This is a genomic window from Actinotalea fermentans (assembly GCF_007991475.1).
Lineage (GTDB): Bacteria > Actinomycetota > Actinomycetes > Actinomycetales > Cellulomonadaceae > Actinotalea > Actinotalea fermentans.
This window is the reverse complement of the sequence record NZ_BJYK01000004.1, coordinates 66,522-89,860: the sequence shown is the minus strand read 5'-3', so window position 1 is coordinate 89,860 and position 23,339 is coordinate 66,522. Positions and strand designations below refer to the sequence as shown.

At 74.6% G+C, this 23,339-nt stretch carries 20 protein-coding genes; 16 read left to right on the top strand and 4 right to left on the bottom strand.

Translation table 11 applies throughout. The features are described 5' to 3' along the window. The first annotated feature begins 46 nt into the window (after positions 1-46). Together AFE02nite_RS07670 and AFE02nite_RS07665 are read left to right on the top strand one after the other, a co-directional pair. Positions 47-595 (top strand): type 1 glutamine amidotransferase domain-containing protein, encoded by a 549-nt coding sequence (locus tag AFE02nite_RS07670; RefSeq protein WP_034247177.1) that lies wholly within the window; start codon positions 47-49, stop codon positions 593-595. Positions 596-724: 129 nt separating this feature from the next. After that, positions 725-1,153 (top strand): CBS domain-containing protein, encoded by a 429-nt coding sequence (locus tag AFE02nite_RS07665; RefSeq protein WP_034247179.1) that lies wholly within the window; start codon positions 725-727, stop codon positions 1,151-1,153. Here the strand turns inward: AFE02nite_RS07665 and AFE02nite_RS07660 are convergent. Beyond that, on the bottom strand, positions 1,143-1,352 hold the full coding sequence (locus tag AFE02nite_RS07660; RefSeq protein ID WP_034247181.1) for a hypothetical protein: 210 nt from the start codon (positions 1,350-1,352) through the stop codon (positions 1,143-1,145). The two genes, AFE02nite_RS07665 and AFE02nite_RS07660, sit on opposite strands and share 11 nt — an antisense overlap. Before the next feature lie 117 nt (positions 1,353-1,469). Between AFE02nite_RS07660 and AFE02nite_RS07655 the strand changes: the two genes are divergently transcribed. The 9 genes from AFE02nite_RS07655 to AFE02nite_RS07615 all read left to right on the top strand — a co-directional run bounded on the left by AFE02nite_RS07655 (position 1,470) and on the right by AFE02nite_RS07615 (position 15,322). Continuing rightward, entirely contained in the window at positions 1,470-2,636 is a 1,167-nt protein-coding gene (locus tag AFE02nite_RS07655) for a Fic family protein (protein WP_034247183.1), read from the top strand. Between the two features lie 61 nt (positions 2,637-2,697). Beyond that, complete coding sequence (locus AFE02nite_RS07650) at positions 2,698-3,279, top strand: hypothetical protein (RefSeq protein ID WP_034247184.1); 582 nt, start codon at positions 2,698-2,700, stop codon at positions 3,277-3,279. Positions 3,280-3,529: 250 nt separating this feature from the next. Next, the gene (locus AFE02nite_RS07645; RefSeq protein ID WP_034247185.1) at positions 3,530-4,657 is read left to right on the top strand and encodes a LacI family DNA-binding transcriptional regulator; all 1,128 of its coding nucleotides are present in this window, start codon (positions 3,530-3,532) and stop codon (positions 4,655-4,657) included. Between the two features lie 141 nt (positions 4,658-4,798). Continuing rightward, entirely contained in the window at positions 4,799-6,067 is a 1,269-nt protein-coding gene (locus AFE02nite_RS07640) for a sugar ABC transporter substrate-binding protein (RefSeq protein ID WP_034247186.1), read from the top strand. 36 nt (positions 6,068-6,103) lie between these two features. Then, positions 6,104-7,156: a carbohydrate ABC transporter permease gene (locus tag AFE02nite_RS07635; protein WP_034247188.1), complete on the top strand. Its 1,053-nt coding sequence runs from the start codon at positions 6,104-6,106 to the stop codon at positions 7,154-7,156. Further along, positions 7,153-8,049 (top strand): carbohydrate ABC transporter permease, encoded by an 897-nt coding sequence (locus AFE02nite_RS07630; protein ID WP_146819392.1) that lies wholly within the window; start codon positions 7,153-7,155, stop codon positions 8,047-8,049. Before AFE02nite_RS07635 ends, AFE02nite_RS07630 begins: the two co-directional genes overlap by 4 nt. Beyond that, the gene (locus AFE02nite_RS07625; protein ID WP_146819391.1) at positions 8,046-11,474 is read left to right on the top strand and encodes a hypothetical protein; all 3,429 of its coding nucleotides are present in this window, start codon (positions 8,046-8,048) and stop codon (positions 11,472-11,474) included. The genes AFE02nite_RS07630 and AFE02nite_RS07625 overlap by 4 nt, the downstream gene beginning before the upstream one ends. Then, entirely contained in the window at positions 11,471-13,702 is a 2,232-nt protein-coding gene (locus tag AFE02nite_RS07620) for a glycoside hydrolase family 3 N-terminal domain-containing protein (protein ID WP_146819390.1), read from the top strand. Before AFE02nite_RS07625 ends, AFE02nite_RS07620 begins: the two co-directional genes overlap by 4 nt. 51 nt (positions 13,703-13,753) lie before the next feature. Then, positions 13,754-15,322, top strand: a complete 1,569-nt coding sequence (locus tag AFE02nite_RS07615; protein WP_034246943.1) for a glucoamylase family protein — start codon at positions 13,754-13,756, stop codon at positions 15,320-15,322. An 11-nt stretch (positions 15,323-15,333) separates the two neighbouring features. Here the strand turns inward: AFE02nite_RS07615 and AFE02nite_RS07610 are convergent, their stop codons facing one another. Next, positions 15,334-16,839 carry a patatin-like phospholipase family protein gene (locus AFE02nite_RS07610; protein ID WP_052113759.1) on the bottom strand — a complete coding sequence of 502 codons (1,506 nt, stop codon included), beginning with the start codon at positions 16,837-16,839 and terminating at the stop codon, positions 15,334-15,336. A gap of 15 nt (positions 16,840-16,854) precedes the next feature. Further along, positions 16,855-18,804: a Na+/H+ antiporter NhaA gene (gene nhaA / locus AFE02nite_RS07605; protein ID WP_261765531.1), complete on the bottom strand. Its 1,950-nt coding sequence runs from the start codon at positions 18,802-18,804 to the stop codon at positions 16,855-16,857. A 124-nt stretch (positions 18,805-18,928) separates the two neighbouring features. Between nhaA and AFE02nite_RS07600 the strand changes: the two genes are divergently transcribed. Both AFE02nite_RS07600 and AFE02nite_RS07595 read left to right on the top strand, forming a co-directional pair. Further along, positions 18,929-19,522: a DUF1684 domain-containing protein gene (locus AFE02nite_RS07600; protein ID WP_034246945.1), complete on the top strand. Its 594-nt coding sequence runs from the start codon at positions 18,929-18,931 to the stop codon at positions 19,520-19,522. A 9-nt stretch (positions 19,523-19,531) separates the two neighbouring features. Then, positions 19,532-20,290 carry a VOC family protein gene (locus AFE02nite_RS07595; RefSeq protein WP_034246947.1) on the top strand — a complete coding sequence of 253 codons (759 nt, stop codon included), beginning with the start codon at positions 19,532-19,534 and terminating at the stop codon, positions 20,288-20,290. Between the two features lie 3 nt (positions 20,291-20,293). Here AFE02nite_RS07595 and AFE02nite_RS07590 read toward each other — a convergent pair whose 3' ends face one another. Then, positions 20,294-20,872, bottom strand: a complete 579-nt coding sequence (locus AFE02nite_RS07590) for a M15 family metallopeptidase (protein WP_146819389.1) — start codon at positions 20,870-20,872, stop codon at positions 20,294-20,296. Between the two features lie 220 nt (positions 20,873-21,092). Here AFE02nite_RS07590 and AFE02nite_RS07585 point away from each other — a divergent pair, with 220 nt between their 5' ends. The 3 genes from AFE02nite_RS07585 to AFE02nite_RS07575 are packed head-to-tail and all read left to right on the top strand — an operon-like array spanning position 21,093 to position 23,339. Beyond that, positions 21,093-22,340, top strand: coding sequence for a sensor histidine kinase (locus tag AFE02nite_RS07585; RefSeq protein WP_186814498.1), 1,248 nt, complete (start codon positions 21,093-21,095; stop codon positions 22,338-22,340). After that, positions 22,321-23,061, top strand: a complete 741-nt coding sequence (locus AFE02nite_RS07580) for a response regulator (protein ID WP_261765530.1) — start codon at positions 22,321-22,323, stop codon at positions 23,059-23,061. Before AFE02nite_RS07585 ends, AFE02nite_RS07580 begins: the two co-directional genes overlap by 20 nt. After that, positions 23,058-23,339 (top strand): acylphosphatase, encoded by a 282-nt coding sequence (locus tag AFE02nite_RS07575; protein WP_034248112.1) that lies wholly within the window; start codon positions 23,058-23,060, stop codon positions 23,337-23,339. Before AFE02nite_RS07580 ends, AFE02nite_RS07575 begins: the two co-directional genes overlap by 4 nt.

Sequence of the window (23,339 nt, the reverse complement as noted above, 5' to 3'; positions counted from 1 at the left end):
GACCTAGTGTCGAAGGCTCACCCGTCCACGAGACGAAGGAGCACCCATGGCCCACCTGACCGGCAAGACCGTCGCGTTCCTGGCCACGAACGGCTTCGAGGACTCCGAGCTCACCAGTCCCTGGCAGGCGGTCGCCGAGCACGGCGCACGGCCGGTGCTGGTCTCCCCGGAGTCCGGCTCCATCACCGGCAAGAACGGCCACGAGCAGGCGGTCGACGAGCCCGTCGGCGGCGCGGACGTAGGCCGCTTCGACGCGCTCGTGCTGCCGGGCGGCGTCGTGAACGGCGACAAGCTGCGCCTGTCCGCCGACGCCGTGCGCTTCGCGCGCGCGTTCTTCGAGCAGGGCAAGCCGGTGGGCGTCATCTGCCACGGCGGCTGGATCCTCACGGACGCCGACGTCGTGCGCGGCCGCACGCTCACCTCCTACCCGAGCCTGCGGACCGACCTGCGCAACGCGGGCGCGACCTGGGTCGACGAGGAGGTCGTCGTCGACTCCGGGCTGGTCTCCAGCCGGACCCCGGACGACCTGCCCGCCTTCAACGCCAAGCTCGTCGAGGAGATCGGCGAGGGCCCGCACGGCGGCCAGACCGTCTGACCGCCCGCCCCGGTCCGTTCGTGCGGCGCGGTGGACGTGGTCTGGTCCTGCCGCGCCGCGCGTCGTACCGTCGTGCCTTCGCACCGCGACGAAGCGGGTCGTCGCGGTCACGTGCGACGGGGGACGACCATGCGGGTGTCGGAGGTGCTCAGGCGCAAGGGCGCCACGGTGATCACGATCGCGCCGGACCGGAGCGTGCGGGAGCTGCTCGCCCTGCTCGCCGAGCACGGCATCGGGGCGGTGGTGGTGAGCGAGGACGGGGCCGGCGTGTCCGGCATCGTCAGCGAGCGCGACGTCGTGCGGCGGCTGCACCTGTACGGCGAGGAGGTCCTCGACGGGCCCGTGGCCGCCATCATGACGGTCGACGTGGAGACGTGCGCGCCGCCGGACGACGTCGAGCAGCTGATGACCGTGATGACGGAGCAGCGGATCCGGCACCTGCCCGTGCTCGAGGAGGGCCGCCTCGTCGGCCTCGTGAGCATCGGCGACGTCGTGAAGCACCGGATCTCCGAGGTCCAGGCCGAGCGCGACCAGCTGAGCGCCTACATCACGCGCTGACGGGCGCCGGCGCGCGGGTGGCCTCCGCCGCCGCGCCCGCCTCCCGCGGGCCCTCGTCCGGCCGCATCCGCCGCCAGACGACCAGGGCGCCCGCGACCAGCACGACCGCCGCGGTGATCAGGGCGAGGTGCAGGCCGTCGACGAACGACTGCCCGACGGCGCTGCTGTGCGCTCCCCGAGTTTTCGCTCGCTCGAACATCCGCGCCCTTGCGGCGAACAGAGCGGACGGGTCCTGGGACAAAGAAGTGGACGAATAGTTGTGGTGTTTAGCTGAAGTCCCTTGTGAAGTCGGTCCGAGGCGCCGTACTGTCCGGACATGTCGACCGTCACAGGCACCCACCCGTTCATCTCCTTCGACTTCACGACGAAGCGGATCGATCCTCGGACCTGGCTGCTGCTCGGCGAGACGATGAGCAAGTGCCAGCACCTTGCCGGCTCGCCCCTCAAGCCCGGGGCTGCGAAGCACCTCATGTCTGTCTACCTCGCTCGAGGCGTCCAGGCCACGACTGCCATCGAGGGCAACACCCTCTCGGACGACGAAGTGCAGAAGATCGTCGACAGCGGTTCCGCTGACGTCCATGAGTCACGTACATACCTCGAACGCGAGGTGCAGAACGTCCTGTCGGTCATCCGGGAGATGGATGAGTGCCTTCAGAGTGGCCGTCACCAGCCAATCACTGCCGAGCGCTTGCGAGTGCTCAATCGGAAGGTCCTCGAGGGCATCCCGGACAAACCCGAGGTTGTCCCCGGCGAGTACCGCCAGCACGACGTGACGGCGGGACCCTACAAGGCGCCCCACTGGCCTGAGGTGCCGGGGTTGGTCGATGACCTCGTGCAGTGGCTCGAGGGCCTGCGAAGTGGGGTCGGCACCAGCAGCGAGGACCGTTTCGTGGTGGCCGTGCTGTCCGCGATCCTCGCTCACCTGTACATCGCATGGATCCACCCCTTCGGCAACGGCAACGGCCGGACCGCCCGTCTGGTCGAAGTCCAGATCCTGTCTGAGTCTGGCGTGGTGCCGCTCGTGGCGACCAACCTGCTCTCCGACCACTACAACAAGACGCGGAACGCGTACTACCTGGCGCTTGACGCTGCCCGGGAGGATGTTGGCGCCTTCATCCAGTACGCCGTGCTCGGGCTCGCCGGCGAGCTCCGGGACCAGATCGCGCTCGTTCGGCGGGAGAGCCTCGACATCCACTGGGAGAGCTACGTGTACGAGGAGTTCCGCTCAAAGCCCAGCACGGAGGCCAGAGACCGGCAGCGCCTTCTCGCTCTGGAACTGCCCAGCGACCGCTCGGTTACGCCCAGCGACATCGTCGTGCTGACCCCTGAGCTCGCTCGGCGCTATGCCAAGTGCGGCGAGCGGACACCTGCACGCGATCTCAACGACCTGGTGAAGATGGGCCTCGCTGCGCGTGAGGGACGTCGGTCGTACTTCGCCCGCCGCCACATCATCGAGGCGTTCGTTCCGCCGGTCTCCAACTAGATCCGCGCCTCCAAGTCGAACCTAGTGTCTCGGCCAGACAACCCGGGGGAGAGGTCGTGCCGTGATTCCGGTCTTCGGAACTCCCGACCCGATCAGGGTCATCGTCGAGCAGGGGGGCTCCTCCACATGGGCGGACTGGGGCCCCCTTGTTGGCGTGGTTGTGGGAGCAGTCCTTGGCGCGGTCGGTCAGATCGTCGCCGGACGTCTGCAACGCAGCCACGACGCGGAGCGGGAGAACATCGCGGTGAGGCGGGCCCTGTACGGCCAGATCCTGCGCGCACTCGACGGCCTCCTGCGCGAGGCAGGGGAGGCGGCACTCGCCGCCGAGGGCAAGGTAGACCCTGGTGGGGCCATCAACCGCTTCGTCGATGCTGCGAACGCGCTGGTCAGGCTGCTCGCCGAGACTGGTGTGAGTGGGTCCCTTGAGGTGTACGAGGAGATCCGCAGCCTGCTCGACGGCCTCGCTCCGACCGGCTTGAAGCCGGGCGACGCCGAGGCGTGGCGCCAGCAGCATCGGAGGATCAACCAGAGTCGGGCCTTGTTGATGGCACTCATGCGGCTTGATCTGAAGACGCCTGGTGATGTGCCTACTGCGAACTCGAGGCGGAATGTGGAGGCCGGCAGGGGCGCTGACCAGCAATGACGCTGGGCTTCGTGGCATTGATCGAGAAGGCGTTGGGCCAGCCGAGGTGGTGACCGGCGGGCCGCCGATGGCCGGGCCGGGCGCCAGATCGTCACGCTCAACCTCGACGACCGGTTCGCATGGGGCCTGGAGGTGGTGCTGGACGGTCTCGAGCGCCGCTTGGCCGTCGGTCAGGGCTGACCTGCGGGAACGCTGCGCGGCCGCGATCTTGTGATGCGCATAGACTCCCGCTCGTCGAGGGGAGACGGACGTGGCCAAGCGACCGACGGTGTACGACGTGGCAGAGCTGGCCGGCGTCTCCATCGCGACGGTGTCGTTCGCGTTCCGCCAGCCGGGCCGCGTCCGCGAGTCGACCCGGCAGGCGGTGCTCGACGCCGCGCGGCAGCTCGGCTACGTGCCGTCGGCCAGCGCCCGGGGCCTCGCCGAGAACCGCACGGGCGCGCTCGGCATCTACTCGTTCGACCTCCTGCTGGAGTCCGACGGCGCGTCGGGCGGGCGACCCGTCCGCGAGGACCCCGGCCCGTACTTCGCCGGCTCGGACGCCGCGGCGCGGGCGTTCGCCGACGACGCCGACGACGAGGACTTCCGGGTGTTCCCGCTCTACGTCGACGAGGTGCAGCGCGGGTTCGAGCTCGAGTGCGCGCGCCGGGGCCGGGCGCTGCTCATCGGCAAGGGTCCGCGCGAGGAGGGGCGCGGGATCGTCGACATCGCCAGCCGGGTGGACGGGCTGGCCGTCTTCCCGGGCGCGCGGTCGGCCGAGCTGCTCGAGCGGCTGGCGCAGCGGCTGCCCGTCGTCGCGTTCGCGATGCCGTGGGGTGCGGGCGACCTGCACCACGTGCGGGTCGACAACGCGGGCGGTGTCCGGGCGCTCACCGAGCACCTCGTGCGCGTGCACGGCCGCAGGCGCGTGGCGTTCGTCGGCGCCACCGAGGTGACCGACTACGCCGAGCGCTTCGACGGGATGCGCGCCGCCCTGGCGGAGCTCGGCGTGCCGGTGCCGGACGAGGTCCTGGACCCGACGCCCCTCAGTGCCGCCGAGGCGTTCCCCGTGCTGCGCCGCCTGCTCGCCGGTCCACGGGCGGACCTGCCCGACGCGCTGGTCTGCGCGAGCGACCAGCACGCCCTCGACGTGCTGTGCCTGCTGCGGGACGCCGGCGTGCGCGTGCCGGACGAGGTGGCGGTGACCGGGTTCGACGGCGTGGTCGCCGGCCGGCTGTTCGCGCCGAGCCTGACCACGTGCCGGCAGCCGATGGAGGCGATGGGGCGGCTGGCGGTGGACATCCTCACCGCGTCGCTCGACGACCCTGCCGCGCCGCCGGTCGACGTGACGCTCCCGGTCCGGCCGCTGTTCCGCGCGTCCTGCGGCTGCGCGGGCTGACGCACCCGCTCTCCCTCCTTTCTGCGGTCTCGTTTCCGGTTGCGGCCGTGAATATTCGTGCCTAGGGTGCCCGGCAGGCGGTTGTTAAGCGCATAGATCTGCGCGGCCCGCCAGGACGGGCTCTCGACGAGGAGGCACGCGATGACAAGGCACACGACGAGGCTGATGCGGCTCGGAGTGGCGGCGACGGCGACAGCGCTCGTGCTGGCCGGCTGCGGCCGCGGGGACGGCGACGGCGGCGCGGGCGAGCCCGCGGAGGCGACGGCCGTCGACGAGGGGGCCGCGAGCGGGACCATCGAGGTCTGGGCCATGGGCACCGAGGGCGAGGCGCTGGGCGACTTCGCGCAGGCGTTCATGGACGAGCACCCCGACATCACGGTGAACGTCACCGCCGTGCCCTGGGACGCCGCGCACGACAAGATCGCGACCGCCATCGCCGGCGGCCAGACCCCCGACGTCTCGATGATCGGCACCACCTGGATGGGCGAGTTCGCCGCCACCGGCGCCCTCGACCCGACGCCGGACCTCATCGACTCCTCGAGCTTCTTCGAGGGCGCGTGGGAGACGACGAACGTCGGCGGCACCAACTACGGCGTGCCCTGGTACGTCGAGACCCGGGTGCTCTACTACCGCACCGACCTCATGCCCGAGGCGCCGACCGACTGGGACGGCCTCACGGCCGCCGCCCAGGGCGCGATGGACGCCGGCGCGACCTACGGCATCAACCTCCAGCCCGGCCAGACGGGCGCGTGGCAGACGTTCATGCCGTTCGCCTGGCAGGCGGGCGCGGAGATCGTCAACGAGGACGCGACCGAGTTCACGTTCGACACCCCCGAGTTCGTCGAGGCGCTGGCGAAGTACCAGTCGTTCTTCACCGAGGGCCTGGCCCCGACCGACCTGCCCCAGGGCTCCCTCGAGCCCGACTTCATGGCCGGGAAGATCGGCTCCTTCGTGTCCGGGCCGTGGCACGTCGGCATCCTGCGGGACCTCGACGAGGCGGGCATGGCGAACGTCGCGCTCGCCCCGCTGCCGGCCGGGGCCGAGGAGGCCAGCTTCATCGGCGGCGCCAATCTCGCCGTCTTCACCGACTCCGAGGTCCGCGACGCCGCCTGGACGTTCGTCGAGTGGCTGAGCCAGCCCGAGACCCAGGTCGCCTGGTACGGCGAGGTGAACGACCTGCCGTCGGTCGCCTCCGCGTGGGACGACCCGGCGATCGCCGACGACGAGTACCTCGGCGTCTTCGGCGAGCAGCTCCAGACGGCCGTGGCGCCGCCCTCCATCCCGACCTGGGAGGAGGTCGCGAGCGTCATCGACACCGAGCTCGAGCGGCTCTGCAAGTCCGGTGCCGACCCGCAGGAGGTCGCCACGGCCATCCAGCAGCAGGCGTCGTCGATCGGGACCGGCCTGTAACGGGCCGGCCGCGACCGAGCGAGCAGGACCACGACGATGTCCGCCCAGACCGCGGCGCGGCCCGGTGAGCAGGGTGCACCGGGCCGTGCCGCGTCCCACCAGGGCCGCGCCGGCGCGCAGGACCCCTACGCGCTGCGCCGCCGGCCGCCGCTCTACCGCCGGCGCACGCGCGCAGCGTGGGGGTTCGCGCTGCCGTTCGTGCTGCTCTTCCTCACGTTCACCGCCGGTCCGGTGCTGATGTCGCTCGCCATGGCCGTGACCGACATCCGCAGCCGCGACCTGCGCAACCCGCTGGCCGTCGAGTTCACCGGGCTGGCGAACTTCCAGGCCGTGCTCGCCGACCCGCTGTTCCGCAAGGCGGCTGCGAACACCGCGTACTTCGTGCTCGTGGGCGTGCCGCTGACGCTGGCGCTCTCGCTGGCGATCGCGGTGGTCCTCAACGCGGGCATCACCCGGGCGAAGACGTTCTTCCGCGTCGGCTACTACATGCCGGTCGTGACGAGCATCGTCGCGGTCGCCGTCGTCTGGCGGTTCCTGCTGCACCCGGACCAGGGGATGCTCAACGAGGTGCTCGGCTGGTTCGGCATCGAGGGGCCGAACTGGCTGCAGAGCACCACCTGGGCGATGCCGGCGATGATCGCGATGGCCACCTGGCGGTCCATCGGGACGCTGATCATCATCTTCCTGGCCGGCCTGCAGAGCGTGCCGACGTCCCTGCACGAGGCCGCCGCGCTCGACGGCGCGGGCACCTGGCAGCGGTTCCGGTACATCACCGTGCCGACCCTGCGCCCGACCCTGCTCTTCGGCGCCGTCATCACCGGCATCGGGTACGTGCAGTTCTTCGAGGAGCCCTTCGTCATGACGCAGGGCGGGCCCCTGAACAGCACGCTCTCCGTGGCCTTCCAGACGTACAACCAGTTCGGCTTCGGCAACTACGGCTACGCCGCCGCGATGAGCTACGTGCTCTTCCTCGCCGTCGTGCTGCTCACGCTGGTGCAGTTCCGGCTGCTGGGTGACCGCGACGAGAAGCCGCGCCGTCGTCGGCGGCGGACGGCGACCGTCGTCGCGAACAAGGAGATCGGACGATGAGCGCCGCGACCACCTCCACCTCCACGGCCACCTCCACGGCCCCCGGCCCCCGGCGCCTGCGCGGGCGCGGCTTCGGCGAGCCGAAGGCGCACTGGCTCGCCTACGCCGTCCTGGGCCTCGGCCTGGTCGTCGTGACCAGCCCGTTCATCTGGATGGCGTTCTCCTCGCTCAAGAGCGAGGGCGAGATCCGCCGGGTGCCGCCCACGTGGTGGCCGGAGGCGCCGACGCTCGACAACTTCCGCGAGCTGTTCGACCGCCTGGACTTCCCGACGTTCTTCGGCAACTCCGCGCTCGTCGCGACGGCCGTCACGCTCGGGAACGTCGTGTTCTGCTCGATGCTCGGCTACGTCCTGGCGAAGTCCGACTTCGCCGGCAAGACGCTCCTGTTCCGGCTCGTGCTCGGCACGCTGATGATCCCGGGGATGGTGACGCTCGTCCCGCTGTTCGTGCTGGTCGCGAACATGGGGCTGGTCAACACCTACCTCGGCCTGATCCTGCCGTTCCTCGCCGCGCCGTTCGGCGTCTTCCTCATGCGGCAGTTCTTCCTCGGCATCCCCGACGAGCTCATCGACGCCGCCCGGGTGGACGGCGCGAGCGAGGCGCGGATCTTCGTCCAGGTGGTCGTGCCGCTGGCCAAGCCGGCGCTCGCGACGCTCGCGATCCTCACGTTCCTGGGGTCGTGGAACAACTTCCTGTGGCCGCTGGTCGTCGCGACGACCGAGGACAAGTACACGCTGCCCGTCGCGCTGGCCCTGTACTCCACGGGGCAGAACCAGACCGACTACGGCCTGCTGCTCGCCGGCGCGGTGGTCGTCGTCGTGCCGGTGCTGGTGGTGTTCCTGATCCTGCAGCGGTACTTCGTGCAGGGCATCGCGCTCACGGGGATCAAGTGAGGGCAGCGGGAGCCGGGGGGCTCACGGTCCTCGTCGCGCCCGGCGGCGGGCTCTCGTCGCTGACCCACGACGACGGGGCCGGCGCGCTCGAGCTGCTCCAGCACGCGGCGTCGGCCTACGAGCCCGGGCTGTTCGGCGTCTGGGTGCGTGACCGCGCGTCGGGCCGCGCCTGGCCGACCCTCGGCGCCGGATCGGGTGCGGCGGTGACGGCGACCGACGACGGCCTGGTCGCCACGGGCGGCGCCGACGGCCTGCGCTGGCGCGTCACCCTGCGGCTGCACGACGCGCGGCCCGCGTGGGCGCTCGCGGTGCGGGTCACCGCGGAGGGGCCCGGCACGCGTGAGATCGACACGCGTGAGATCGACGTCGTGCACACGCACGACCTCGCGCTCGCCACGCCGGGCGCCGTCCGCGCGAACGAGCTCTACGTGAGCCAGTACCTGGACCTCACGCCGCTCGAGGGCCCGACGGGCGTCGCGCTCGCCGTGCGGCAGAACCAGCCGCAGGGCGGGCGGCACCCGCTCGCCGTCGTCGCCGCGGACCGGCAGGTGGTGGGGTGGGCGACGGACGCGCTGGCGGTGCACGGCCTCGCCGGGCGGGCTGACGGCCCGCTGCTGACGGCGGCCGACCTGCCGTCCCGACGGCTCCAGCACGAGCACACGCTCGCCGCGCTCCAGGTGGCGCCCGCCCGCCTGGCCCCGGGGGAGGAGCTCGCCGTCACGTTCGCGGGCCTCCTGGTCCCCGACCACCCGTCGACGACCACGCCCGACGACGTCGCGCTGGTCCGCGAGGCGCTCGCCCTGGGCGCGGCGGCGTTCCGCGGAGGATCCGTCGCGGAAACCGCGATCGATCCTCCGCAGAGCGCGGGCGCCGACGGCCGCCCGCTCGCCGGGTCCGCCTACGACCGGGGGCGCGAGCTCGCGGTCCGCGACCTCGCGGAGGACGAGCTGGCAGACCGGTGGCCCGGGCGCTGGCGGCTCGTGGAGCGCGACGACGACGGCGCGCTGCTGTCGTTCTTCGCCGGCGACGAGCACGTGGTCACCCGGGCGAAGGAGCGCGCGGTCCTGCGCCCGCACGGCACGATCCTGCGCACCGGCGATCGCGCCGAGCCGGACCCGGAGAGCCTGACCACGACGGCCTGGATGGCGGGCTCGCCGCTGTCGTACCTCACCCGCGGGCACGCCACGACGGGCCGCGTGCTGACCACCGTGCGCGGCTACCTCGGGCTGCACCGCGCCTACGGGCTGCGGCTGTTCGTCGAGGACGACGGCGGGTGGCGGCTGCTCGACGTGCCCTCCGCGTTCTCGATGACGCTCGACGGGGCGCGGTGGGTCTACGCCCCGGCGCGGCCCGGCGGCGCCGAGGAAGCCGGCGGCGCCGACGACCTGGAGGTCACCACGCACGTGCCCGCCGACCAGCACTGCGTCCAGGTGCGGCTGCGGGCCGGACGCCCGCGCCGGGTGCTGGTGGCGCTGCACCTCGCCGGGGTGGACGACCCCCTGCCGGCCCCGGCGCCGCCCGCCGCGGAGGCGACGCTCGACGGCGTCGTCGTGCGCCTCGCGGGGCCGGGCGGGGCCCGGACGCTCACCGTGGGCGCGTCGGCCCCGGTCACGGTCGGCGACGACGCCCCGCTCGCCGACGACGGCATGCCACGGCCGGGCGCCGGCGTCGTGACCCTGGCCACCGGCCCGGTGCCGACGCTCGAGCTGCACGTCACCGTGTCCGACGGGTCGCCGCCGGACGCCGTGCCGGCCGTCGCGCCGGAGGCCGCAGCAGGCGAGGGCTGGTGGCGCGACCTCACGGCGCTGCGTGTGGACGGGCCCGCGGAGGCCGAGGCGCTCGACGCGAGCCTGCCCTGGCTGGTGCGCGACGCCCTCGTGCATCACCTCGCCCCGCGCGGGCTCGAGCAGTACACGGGTGGCGCGTGGGGCACCCGCGACGTGACCCAGGGCCCGCTCGAGCTCCTCCTCGCGCTCGACCGCCTGCCCGACGCGCGGTCGCTCGTCCTGCAGGTCTACGCCGCGCAGAACCGCGACGGGTCCTGGCCGCAGGCGTTCGGCTTCCTGCCGGGCGACGAGGGGTTCCGGCACGAGCCGCCGCACGGCGACGTCGTGCACTGGCCGGTCCTCGCGCTCGGCCGGTACCTGCTCGCCTCGCACGACTCCGGGGTGCTCGACGAGCCGGTGCCGTGGTGGTCCCCGGGCGGGCCCGCGACGACGGCGCCCGTGCTCGAGCACGCGCTCGTGGCGCTCGACCGCGCCCGGGCCGGCCTGCTGCCGGGCACGCACCTGGTGGCCTACGGGCACGGCGACTGGAACGACTCCCTGCAGCCCGCCGACCCGGCCATGGCGGCGACCATGACCAGCGCCTGGACCGTGACGCTGCACCACCAGGCGCTGACGACGCTCGCGGCCGGGCTCGCCGCGGTCGGCGAGGGCGGGCACGCCGACCTGGTGGCGGCGCTCCGCGCGGAGGCGGCCGCCGTCGCGGCGGACCTGCGCGAGCACCTGCTCGTCGACGGCGAGCTCGCCGGCTACGCGCAGCTCGCCCCGCCGGCCGGACCGGGCGAGCGCCCGCGCGTCGTGCGTCACCTGGTGCACCCGCGGGACACCGAGACGGGGCTGCGCCGCGGGTCGCTGCAGACCATCCACGCGCTCGCGGGCGGCCTGCTGGGCCCCGACGAGGCCGCGCACCACGTCGGCCTCGTCCGCGAGCACCTCATGGGCGTCGACGGCGTCCGGCTGTTCGACGCGCCGCCCCGGTACCACGGCGGGGTCAGCCGGCACTTCCAGCGCGCGGAGACCGCGACGTTCGTCGGCCGCGAGATCGGGCTGATGTACGTGCACGCGCACCTGCGCTGGCTCGAGGCGATGGCCGTGCTCGGCGACGCCGAGGCGCTGTGGCACGGGCTGCGCCAGGTGCTGCCCGCGACCGTCGGGACCGTACCCGGCCTCGTGCCGGGCGCGCGCCGGCGGCAGGGGAACACGTACGCCTCGTCGTCGGACGCGGCCGTCGCCGACCGGGCGGAGTTCGCCGCGCGGTACGCCGAGGTGCTCACGGGGGCGACGGGCCTCGAGGGCGGCTGGCGCATCTACTCGTCCGGCCCGGGCGTGCTCGTGCGCGTCGTGGTGCAGTCCCTGCTGGGCCTGCGGCGCCGCGGCGACGCCGTCGAGATCGACCCCGTGCTGCCGGCGCGGCTGGACGGGCTGACGGCCGTCGTGCCGCTGGCCGGCGGGCTGCTGCGGGTGCGGTACCGGGTCCGCGGGCGGGGCGCGGGCGTCGCGTCGGTGACCCTCGGCGGCCGTCCTCTGCGCGCGCAGGGCCTCGCCGACGCGTACCGTCCGGCGGGCGTCGTCGTGTCGCTCGCGGACCTGGCGACGGCGCTGGCTGCCGACGGTCCGCTGCTCGAGGTGGAGGTGGCATGAGCACCGACGACACGCGGCGCTGGCTGGACCCCGACGTGCCCGCGGGGGAGCGGGTCGCGGCCCTGCTGGCTGCGATGACGCTGGAGGAGAAGGTCGGCCAGCTGGTCCAGATGGCCAACCCGGACGTCGAGCGGCACGCGGACCTGCTGACCGCCGGCGCCGTCGGCAGCGCCATCGTCGCGAGCGGCGCGTACGCGGGGAACGTGCGCGACGCCGGCACCCAGGCCTCGCACGCGAACGCGCTGCAGCGGGCGGCGCTCGCGTCGCGGCTGGGCATCCCGCTGCTCGTCGCGCGCGACGTCGTGCACGGGCACCGGACCGTCTTCCCGATCCCGCTCGGGCAGGCGGCGTCCTTCGACCCGGACCTCGTGCGCGCGTGCGCCCGGGTGACGGCCCGGGAGGCGAGGGCCGACGGCGTGCGGTGGACCTTCGCCCCGATGGTCGACGTCGCGCTCGACCCCCGCTGGGGCCGCGTCGCCGAGGGCTACGGGCAGGACGCGTGGCTGACGTCGCTGCTCGGCGCCGCCGCGGTCGAGGGCTTCCAGGGCGGGCCGGACGGCGCCGGGCTGGCGGAGGAGGAGTCCCTCGCCGCGTGCGCCAAGCACTACGTCGGGTACGGCATGGCCCAGGGCGGCCGGGACTACGCCGAGGTCGACCTCGGTCCCGTCACGCTGCAGAACCGGCACCTGCGCCCGTTCCGCGCCGCGGTCGACGCGGGCGTCGCCACGGTGATGAGCGCGTTCCACACGGTCGACCGCGTGCCGATGACCGCGCACGAGCCCCTGCTGCGCGACGTCCTGCGGGGCGACCTCGGCTTCGCGGGCCCGGTGGTCAGCGACTGGGACGCGGTCGGTGAGATCGTCCGGCACGGGCTCGCGATGGACCTGACCGGCGCCGCGACCCTCGCGCTGCGGGCCGGCGTCGACGTGGACATGGTGACCGGCGCCTACGCGACGCACGCGGCCGACCTCGTGCGCTCGGGCGCGGTCGACGAGGCCCTGCTCGACGACGCCGTCCGGCGGGTCCTGGCCCTCAAGGTCCGGCTCGGGCTCTTCGAGCGGCCGTTCGCCGACGAGGGTCGCGCCGCCCGTGTCCACCTGGCCCCCGAGCACCGGGCGCTCGCGCGCCGGGCCGCGGCGTCGGCGGTCGTGCTGCTGCGCAACGACGGCGTGCTGCCGCTGCGGCCCGTGGGGCGCGTGCACGTGACCGGCCCGTTCGCGACGGCGACCGAGGAGCTCCTCGGCACGTGGACGCTCGACGGGCGCGGCGAGGACGTCGTCACGATCGCCGACGCGCTCCGCGAGCGGCTCGCCGCCGACGGCGTGGAGGTGACCGTCGACGACGGCCGGTTCCCCGACGCGTCGCACCTCGCGGCGCGCGAGGCGGACCTCGTCATCGCGTGCGTGGGCGAGCACCCGCTGCGCACCGGCGAGGCGAACTCGGTGGCGTCGCTCGAGCTGCCGCCGGGCCAGGCCGAGGTGCTCGAGGGGCTCGCGCGGGTGAGCCGGACGCTCGTCGTCGTCGTGGTGACGGGGCGGCCGCTCGCGCTCGAGCGGCTCGCGCACCTGGGGTCGGCTCTCGTCCTCGCGTTCCACCCGGGGACGGAGGGCGGGCACGGGATCGTGGACGTCCTGACGGGTGACGTGCCGCCGAGCGGCCGGCTGCCGGCGTCGATGCCGTGGGTGACCGGCCAGGTGCCGATGCCGCACGACCACCTGCCCTCGGGGCGCCCGCTCGACCCCGCGGGCCCGCTCGGCCGCTACCGCGACCACAGCGACGCGCCGCAGTACCCGTTCGGGTTCGGGCTCGGGTACTCCGCGGTCGAGTACGGGCCGGTGCGGCTGTCGGCGGAGCGCCTGGGCGCCGGCGAGGTGGTGCGGGCGAGCGTCATCCTGCGCAACGCGGGCGAGCACCCGGCGGTCGAGACGGCGCAGCTGTACGTGCAGGCGCACCTCGCCTCGATCTCGCGGCCGGTGAGCGAGCTGGTCGGGGTCCAGAAGGTAGCGCTGGCCCCCGGCGAGGAGCGCGAGGTGACGTTCGACGTCGACCACGCGCTGCTCGCGCACCGCGACGCCCGCGGGCGGCTGCGGCACGAGGGCGGGCCGTTCACCGTGCGCATCGCGCCGTTCGCCGGCGTCGGCGGCGGCGCGGGCCCGAGCGCGCAGCTGGACGTCGACCCGCTGCCCGACGCCGCGGACGCCGCGGACGACGGGGACGACCAGACGTAGGACAGGTCGACGACCGGTCGACCGACGGAGCTCGACGAAGGGGGAGGACAGATGACCGGACACCTGCGTCGCAGGCTGACGACGCTCGCGGCGGGAGCCGCAGCAGTGGTGGTCGCCACGGGGCTGGCCGTCGCGCCGGCCACGGCCCACGGCGGTGGGCACGGGCACGGCGGCGGGCACGGCGGCGGGGACCGCGCGGTGCTCGGAGAGTACGCGGAGGACACCTGGGCGTCGTTCGTCGCCATGGTGGACCCCGCGACGGGGCTGCCCGCCGACAACGTCGACGGCTCCCTGGACGCCGCCACCCGCTCGGGCTACACGTCGCCGACGAACATCGGCGCCTACCTGTGGAGCACCGTCGTCGCGCGCGACCTCGGCATCATCGACCGGCGCGAGGCGAAGGACCGGATGGCCCAGACCCTCGCGACCGTCGCGACCCTCGAACGGCACGACGACTCGGGCATGTTCTACAACTGGTACGACGAGGCGACCGGGGAGAAGCTCTACGCCTGGCCGGGCACGGGCGACCCGGTGAAGCCCTTCCTGTCGAGCGTCGACAACGGCTGGCTGGCCACGGCGCTCGTGCTCGTCGGCAACGCCGAGCCGCGCCTGCGGGAGCAGGCCGAGGCCATCCGGTCGACCATGGACTTCGGCTTCTACTACGACCCCGCCGTCGGGCAGATCCGTGGCGGGTTCTGGGACGAGGACCCGGCCGACCCGGCCGCCGTCGTCGGCAACTACCCGGGCCGGGGGCCGGACGTCTGGTACACCGGCCACCACTACGGGACGCTCAACACCGAGCCGCGCATCGCGAGCTACCTCGGCATCGCGTGGGGCCAGATCCCGCCCGAGCACTACTTCCGCATGTTCCGCACGTTCCCGGACACCTGCGACTGGTCGTGGCCGGAGCAGAAGCCGGTGGGCGAGTGGCGGCAGTACCTGGGCGTCGACGTCTTCGAGGGCGCCTATCGGTACCGGGACATGCAGCTCGTGCCCACCTGGGGCGGCTCGATGTTCGAGGCGCTCATGGTGGACCTGTTCATCCCCGAGGCCGACTGGGGTCCGCGGAGCTGGGGCGTGAACCACCCGCTGACCGTGCGCGCGCAGATGGAGCACGGCCTGGACGAGGCCGGCTACGGCTACTGGGGCTTCTCGCCGTCGAGCGACCCGGCGGGTGGGTACCGCGAGTACGGCGTGGACCCGATCGGGATGGAGCCGAACGGCTACACGTCCGACCAGGAGCGGACCACCGTCGAGTCGGGCTGGGACGACCCGGCCTGCCCGCGCGAGGCGAGCCAGCCCGCCGGCTACGGGGACGGCGTCGTCACGCCGCACGCCTCGTTCCTGGCGCTGCCCTACGCGAAGGACGCCGCGCTGGAGAACCTGGCGAACATCAGGGCCGACTTCGACGCCTACGGGCCTGGCGGCTTCTACGACGCCGTCGCGGTGCGCAGCGGCCAGGTCGCCCAGCGCTACCTGGCGCTCGACCAGGGCATGATCATGGCCGCGATCGGCAACGAGCTCCTGAACGACCGGGTCAAGGGCTACGTGGTGCGCGGTCCCGTGCACCACGTCATCCGGCCGCTGCTCGGCATCGAGGAGTTCAACGCGGCGGGCTGAGCCCGAACGGCTCAGTCGAGCCAGGGGGCGGCGCTGGGCAGCGGGAAGGGGTGCCCCTCCCAGCGCCGCCACCAGGCGCCGGCGTCCGGCGGCAGCAGGCGCGCGGGGATCGCCGTGACGCGGTCCCGCAGCTCACGCTTGAGGATGGCCAGGCCGTCGGGGTCGGGGTCGGCGCTGCCGACGCTGTCGGCGAGCGCGGCACGCTCCGCAGCCTCGCCCGGCAGCGTCGCGAGGATGGCCAGGGCGCTGCCGCGGTCGGGGGAGTCCGGCCCGTGCAGGGCCACCTCCCACGCCCACGTCCGACGGCGCAGCTCGACGATCTCGCGCACCGCACGGCTCTCGGCGGGCGTCGCGCCGCCGACGGCCTGCGCCGCGCGCGACCAGCCGTAGTCCATGGCGATGGCCGTCAGCCCGGGGTCGACGACCATCGCGTCGTGCACGTCGATCTCGGGGACGACGACGACGGCGCCGGCCGCGCGCGCCCGCGCCGCCTCCTCGCGGACCACCTCGTCGGCCATGATCCCGACGCTGGCGCGCAGGACGATCGACAGGAGGTCGCGCGTGGCGTAGCTGTCCTCGCGCGGGACGCCCGGCGCCGAGGCCAGGACGGCGTAGCACCGGTCGACGTGGCCGCGCGCGAGCACCGCCTCGACGGGCAGCACCTCGCGCACGCCGCCGTCGACGTAGTGCTCGTCGCCGAGCCGCACCGGCGCGAACACCCCCGGGATGGTGCACGACGCGCGGACGGCGTCGACCAGGTCGACGGGGGCCGCGCCGGGCACGGGTACGCCCGCGCGGTCGAGGAGCCGGCCGTCCTGCGTGACGTACCTCAGCTCGCCGGACTCGAGGGCGACGACGGCGACGCGCAGCGTGACGCCGGAGCGCGCGAGCCGCCCGGGCGCGAACACGGCCGGGTCGAGCACGCGGTCCAGGACCGGGCCCAGCCGGTAGAGCGCCTGCTCCTGGCCCGCGCCGCGCAGGATCGTCTCGATGTCGGGGCGGGCCCGCGCGAGGTGCCGGATCGCCGCGACGAGGTCCACGACGTCGAGCGACGCGAAGGGCAGCGCCGGCCGCTCGGCGGGACCCGGGTCGACGGCGTCCACGGCCGCGGCCGCGGAGGTCACCGGGGCCTCCTCGCGCAGCGGGCGCCGGCCGAACGGCCGCCGCAGGCGCTGCCGGCGCTCCTCCAGGTCGGAGATGGTCTCGATGAGCGAGGAGCCCTGGTCCCGCAGCCGGGCGAACCACTCCTGCTCGGTGAAGATGTCCGAGGACTGCTGCAGGTCCCGCCAGAGCTCCTCGAGCTGGGCGAGCGCCGCCCGCTGGCCGGTGTGGTCCCGGTGCTGGGCGAGCACCGAGCCGAGCACCGAGCCGACGGACGCGCCCGCGACCACCGTCGGCGTGATGCCGACCTCGTCGTAGAGGTACCGCAGGGCACCGAGCTGGAAGCTGGCCCGGGAACCGCCGCCGCTGAGCACCAGGCCCACGGAGGGGGTCGCGCGCCGACGCCGGAAGATCATGGCCCCAGTCTGGCGTCAGGATTGCCGCGGTGCGGCGTTCCCGGCGTTCGGCACGTTCACCGGCTCCGGTTCGGGCGCCGGCGCAGGGCGGGTGGCGGGCGCGCCCGCCCGGAGCTCCTCGAGCCGCGCGATGAGGCTCGCGGCGTCGTACGCGCCGACGTGGCGCTCGCCGCCCAGGAAGAACGTCGGCGTGCCCCGCGCGCCGCTCGCCTCGGCGCCGGCGACGTCCTCGCGCACGCGCGCGGCGGTCTCGTCGTCGGCGAGGTCCGCCAGGAAGGCGTCGACGTCCAGGTCGAGCTCGGTCGCGTAGCCGACCAGGTGCTCGAGCTCGAGCCGGTCCTGGTTGCCGAAGAGCAGGGCGCTCATCTCGAAGAAGCGCCCCTGGCGGCCCGCGGCCTCGGCCGCGTGCGCGGCGAGCTCGGCGTGCGGGTGCACGTCGGGCAGGGGCAGGTGCCGGACGACGTAGCGCAGGTCGTCCCCGAAGTGGGCGCGCAGCGCCTGGGCCACGCCCGTGACCTTCGCGCAGAAGGGGCACTCGAAGTCGAGGTACTCCACCACGGTCAGCGGTGCGTCCGGGTCGCCGTGGATGTGGTCGCGCTCGGGGTCCACGGGGTGCGCGAGGACGCGCGGCAGCTCCGCGGTCCGCTCCCCGCGGAAGCGTGCGGCGAGCCGGAAGACCAGCCAGCCGAGGGCCGTCGCGAGGACGGCTGCGAGCAGGATGCCGACCGTCGCCTGGTCGCGGAGCTCGGACTCGCCGAAGGCCAGCTCGGCGATGAGCAGCGAGACCGTGAACCCGATGCCGGACAGGGCGGCGCCCCCGACCACCTGGCCGGGCCCGACGCCCTGCGGCAGCCGGCCGAGCCCCAGGCGCACCGCCCCGAACGTGCCCACCGAGATGCCGACGAGCTTGCCGACCACGAGCCCGAGGACGACTCCCCAGGTCACCGGCGAGCGCAGCGCGTCCGCGAGGACGCCGTCGCGCAGGTCCACCCCCGCGTTCGCGAGCGCGAACAGCGGGACGACGACGTAGCTGGTCCAGGGGTGCAGCACCTCCTGCAGGCGCTCGTTCACCGAGACGGCGCGCACGATGCCGCGCTGCGCCGTCCGGCCGACGCTCGGCAGCGGGGACTGGCGGAAGGCCTTGGCGGCGCGCGCGGCGTCCTCCACGAGGTCGCGGCGCGCGGCGAGCGCGGGCACGAGCAGGCCCGACAGCATCCCGGCGATCGAGGCGTGCAGCCCCGAGCGCAGCGTGGAGAGCCACAGGACCAGCACCACCGCGACGTAGGGCGACGCCTGCCAGACGCCGGCCCGCCCCAGCGCGACGAGGACGCCGAGGCACGCGACCGCGACCACCAGCGACGGGACGTGCAGCGCGTCGGAGTAGGCGACGCCGATCACGGTGACGGCGAGGATGTCGTCCGCGACGCTCATCGTCAGCAGGAACAGGCGCAGCTGGGTGGACAGGCGCGGCCCGACCACGGCGAGCGCGCCGAGGAGGAACGCGGTGTCCGTGCCGATCACCACGCCCCAGCCCGCCGCCGCGTCGCCGCCGCCGCCGTTGACAGCGAGGTAGAGCGCCGCGGGCACGAGCAGCCCAGCCAGGCCCGCGACGGCGGGCACGAGCACCCGGCGCCGGTCGGTCAGCTCGCCGAGCGCCAGTTCGCGCCGCACCTCGAGGCCGACGACGAAGAAGAACACGGTCATCAGGCCCTCGTTGACCCAGTGGTGCAGGTCCATGTCGAGGCCGTCACCGCCGACGGTCATCGCGACCGGCGTCGTGAGCAGGCCCTGGTAGGCCCACGACCAGGGCGAGTTCGCCCAGGCCAGGGCGAGCACGGTGGCGGCGAGCAGCAGCGCCGCGCCGGCCGCCTCCGTGCCGAGGTAGCGCCGCAGGGGCTGCGAGACCTGCGCGACGAGCGCGACCCGCTCGCCCTTCGAGCGCCCGCGCCAGGCGCCCCAGCTCACGCGTGGCTCCCGCGTCCGGTGTGCTGCATGGGTTCCTCCGTTCCGAAGACGGAACTCCCGCAGGCCCCGGATTATTCACGGTCGATGTGAGGCGGCGGTAGGGCGCCGCGGCTACGGTCGACGGATGGATCGCTGGGACGTGCTCGACTGGCGACGGCGCGTGGCCGACCTCTACGCGCGGGTGCGGGCCGCCCGGGAGCCCGCCGGGGCGCACGCCGTCTGGGCGGCCGGGCGCGACGCGCTGATCCGGACGCACCCGGCGTCGCCCCTGCCGCCGGGCGTGCGCGAGCGCTTCCCGGGTACGCGCGTCGCACCGTACGCCCCGGCGTTCCGGTTCGTCGTCTCGGTCGCGGACGCGCCCCCCGCGACCCGCGCGCTGCCCGCCGGCGACGACGGCCAGGTGGCCCTGGAGCGGGTGGGCCGCGTCGCACTGCCGGGCCTCGGCGAGCTCGACGTGTGGTGGGTCGGTGGCTACGGCGGCGGGCTGTTCCTGCCGGTGCGGGACGCGACGTCGGGCGCCGCGACCTACGGCGGCGGGCGGTACGTCCTCGACACCGTCAAGGGCGCCGACCTGGGCGGGGGGCGTGAGGCGCTCGTCGTCGACCTCAACTTCGCCTACCAGCCCTCCTGCGCCTACCACCCCTCCTGGGTGTGCCCCTTGCCCGCGTCGGGCAACACCCTCGCGGCTGCGGTGCCGGTCGGCGAGCTCGCTGCGTAGCGTGACCACGTGATCACCTGGCTCACCGCGTTCCTCGACAGCCCGGCCGACGTGTGGGACGTCTCCCGGCGGTTCTGGACGGGCGTCACCGGGTACGGGCTCTCGGCCGCGCGCGGTGAGCACGGCGACTTCCAGACGCTGATCCCGCCCGGCGGCGACGGGTTCCTGCGCGTCCAGCGCCTGCACGACGGCGGCCCGCGTGTGCACCTGGACCTGCACGTGGCGGACGTGCGCGCGGCCGCGGAGGCCGCCGTCGCGCTGGGCGCCCGCGAGGTCGCCGCGTCCGGTCACGTGGTGATGTCCTCGCCCGGCGGGCTCCCGTTCTGCTTCGTGCGGGAGGGCGAGCGGCGTCGTCCGGCACCCGCCCGGTGGACGACGCCGGACGGCCGGGACCACGCGAGCCTCGTGGACCAGGTCGCGCTCGACGTCCCCGCCGCGGCGTGGGACGCGGAGGTCGCGTTCTGGGTCGCGCTGACCGGGTGGGAGATGACCTCCTCCGCGCCGGGCAGCGAGTTCGCGCCGTTGCGCCGGCCCGCGGACCAGCCGCTGCGCCTCCTGCCGCACCGGCTCGGCGAGCCGACCGGCCCGGTGCGTGCGCACCTGGACCTCGCGTCGACGGACCGTGCCGCCGAGACCGACCGGCACGTGGCGCTCGGCGCCGGGGTGGAGCAGGTGCGGGACGCGTGGACGGTGCTCGTCGCCCCCGACGCGCGGCGCTACTGCATCACCGACCGTGACCCCGTCAGCGGGGTGCGCCCCCAGGCGTGAGCGCTACTGCCAGCCCCACGAGCTGTCGACGTAGGGCTCCGGGCAGGTCCCGTCCGGCCGCGCGGGCTCGAAGTGCCACCACTCGTTCTGGTAGGTGCGGCAGAGCCCGAACCCCGCCGCGCGCTCCTCGAGCCAGCGTGCGCCCTCGACCGGGCCGACGTCGATCGCCAGGCCTGCGACGTGCGCGGACTTCTCCGGCGGCAGCACCCAGCGGTGCGCCTCCTCGACGGAGCCGTAGGTGACGACGGCCTCGTCGACGAGCCGCTGCTGCTCGTCGGCGGACCGCCAGCCGGAGGTGAGCGTGAGCGGCACCCCCTCGGCCGCGGCGGCGGCCTGCGCATCGGCGAACCGCTGCGCGAGGCCGGCGTCGAGCGCCGTGGGGGTCGGCGACGGTTCGGGCGGGTCCGACCACGGTGCGCCGGCCCCGGGACCCTCCAGCCCGAGACCCTCCAGCCCGAGTGCCCGCGATGCCGGTCCCCACGCCTGCCAGGCGCCGACCCCCACGACCGACGCGAGCACCAGGAACGTCACGGTCCGCTGTCGGCGGCGCGTGGACCTGCCTGATGGTGCGTGCTGCGTCATGGCTCGAGCCTCGCCGGACAGGGGTGTCCGCGTCGTCGGGTGGTGGCGGGATCCCGCGTGCCCCCGCGCCGATCGGCGGGTGGGGGAGCCCACGGGCCCCCTGCGCGCTCGGGGTCGGACTACGCCCGCCTGCCTCTCCACCCCGCGGTGGAGACGGCCGCGGGCAGGACGCGTCCGCGGACGGTCCCGCGTCTCGCGCGCGCACGCCTACGCTCGGCGCGTGACGACGTCGGCCGCCCACCCCCGCCCGAGGGGGGTCCCCGAGCGCCTGGCCGCACTGCGGGTGGACGCCGTGGTGGCGCTGGCCGTGGGCGGCGCCTGGTGGGCGGCGGTCTCGCTGGCCCGGCGGTGGGACTACTGGCACCCGCAGTCGATCGAGTCGTTCTGGTGGGCGGGCCTGTGGCTCGTCGTCCCGCTCGCGCTGCGGCGCAGCTGGCCGGGCGTCGCGTTCTGGCTGACGGTCGTCGTCTATCCGTGGGGCTACACGTCGCCGTGGCTGTCCGCCTGGAGCCTCCAGTCGGCGTTCCACCTGATCCCGGTGCTGCTGGCGGTCTTCATCGGCGCCCGCGCCCGGTCCGCGCCGGCCTGGGTGTCCGCTCCCGTGGGCGTGCTGGCGGCCTTGTGGCTGGAGTGGGGCACGCTCGACCCGCTCGTCTTCTGGGTGCGCGGGGACGTGCCCGCGCCCTCCTCGAACGTCACCGAGCTGCTGCTCCTGCTGAGCCTGGTCGCCGCCGCGGCGGCGCTCGGCGCCGTCTTCGCCCGGCTCGACGACACGCTCGCCTCGCTCGCCGAGCGCAACCGCGAGCTCGAGGCCCTGCAGGAGGTCCGTACGCGCGAGGCCGTCCAGTCCGAGCGGGTGCGCATCGCCCGCGACCTGCACGACGTCGTCGCGCACCACGTGAGCGCGATCGTCGTGCGCGCGCAGGCCGTGGACCGGGTCGGCGGGGACGACGTCGAGGTGTACCGCGACGCGGTGCGCTGGATCGCACCCGAGGGGCGCAACGCCCTGGACGCGATGCGGTCCCTGGTCCGGGTGCTGCGGGAGGACTCGGCGCCGCTCGCCCCGACGTCCACGCTGGCGGACCTCGGCGCCGTCGTCGAGCGCATGCGTGGCGCCGGGCTGGAGCTCGACGCCCGGCTGCCGCGGGCGTGGCCGGCGTGCCCCGCGGCGGTGGGCCTCGCCGTCGTGCGCGTGGCGCAGGAGGCGCTGACGAACGTCGTGTCCCACTCGGCAGCGGGGCGGGCGGCGGTGTCGCTCGACCACTCCGGCGGGCGGCTGGTCCTCGAGGTCACCGACCCGGGGCCGCCGCGGCCGGCCGCCACGCCGGGACGGCAGGGCAACGGGCTCATGCACATGCGCGAGCGCGCCGTCGCGTGCGGCGGGACGCTCGCGGCGGGCCCGCTCGCGGGCGGCCACGGCTGGCAGGTACGGATGGAGGTGGCCCTGGATGGGCAGCATGTCGAGTGAGGTGCCGGCGGCGGATCGCGCGCCGACGCGCGTCGTCATCGTCGACGACCAGGCGATGATCCGCATGGGTCTGAAGATGATCCTGGACCACGAGCCGGACATCGTCACGGTCGGCGAGGCCGGCGACGGCGAGGCGGCGCTCGCGCTCGCGGCCGCCGAGCTGCCGGACGTCGTGCTCATGGACATCCGGATGCCGCGCCTGGACGGCGTCGAGGCGACGCGGCGCATCCGGGCCGACCCCGCCCTGGAGGGCGTGCGCGTCGCGGTGCTCACGACGTTCGACGACGAGGAGTACGTCACGGGCGCGCTCGCCGCCGGCGCGGACGCGTTCCTGCTCAAGGACACCGACCCGGGGACGCTCGTCGCCTGCGTGCGGCGCGTGCGCGACGGCGGCAGCCTGCTCGACCCCGGCGTGACCTCGCTCGTCGTGCGGCAGTGGCGCGAGGGCCTGCGTGCGGACGCGGTGGCCGACGCGCGGTGGCGCTCCGCCGTCACCGAGCTCACCGCGCGTGAGGTCGACGTGCTGCGGGCCGTGGCGAGCGGCGCGTCGAACACCGACATCGCCGCGTCCCTGGATGTCTCCACGGCGACCGTGAAGTCGCACGTGCACGCGCTGCTGCGCAAGCTCGGGTGCACCGTCCGGGCGCAGCTCGTGGTGGCCGCCTACGAGTCGGGCCTCGTGGTCCCCGGCGCGGGTGGCACGAGCACACTGGACGCATGAGCGAGGGGGCGATCCGCCGTCGGGTCGTGGTGTGGGGAGGCGTGCAGGGCGTCGGCTACCGCTGGTCCTGCGCGCGCGAGGCCGGCCGGCTCGGGGTGACCGGGCGCGTGCGGAACCTGGGCAGCGGTGAGGTGGAGATCGTCGCGGAGGGTCCGCGCGACGCCGTCGAGAGCCTGGTCGCGTGGGCGCGCCACGGCCCGGCCCGCGCCGAGGTGAGGGGCGTCGACGTGACCGAGGAGGAGCCGCGCGGCGCCATCGGGTTCCGCGTCGACTCGTGA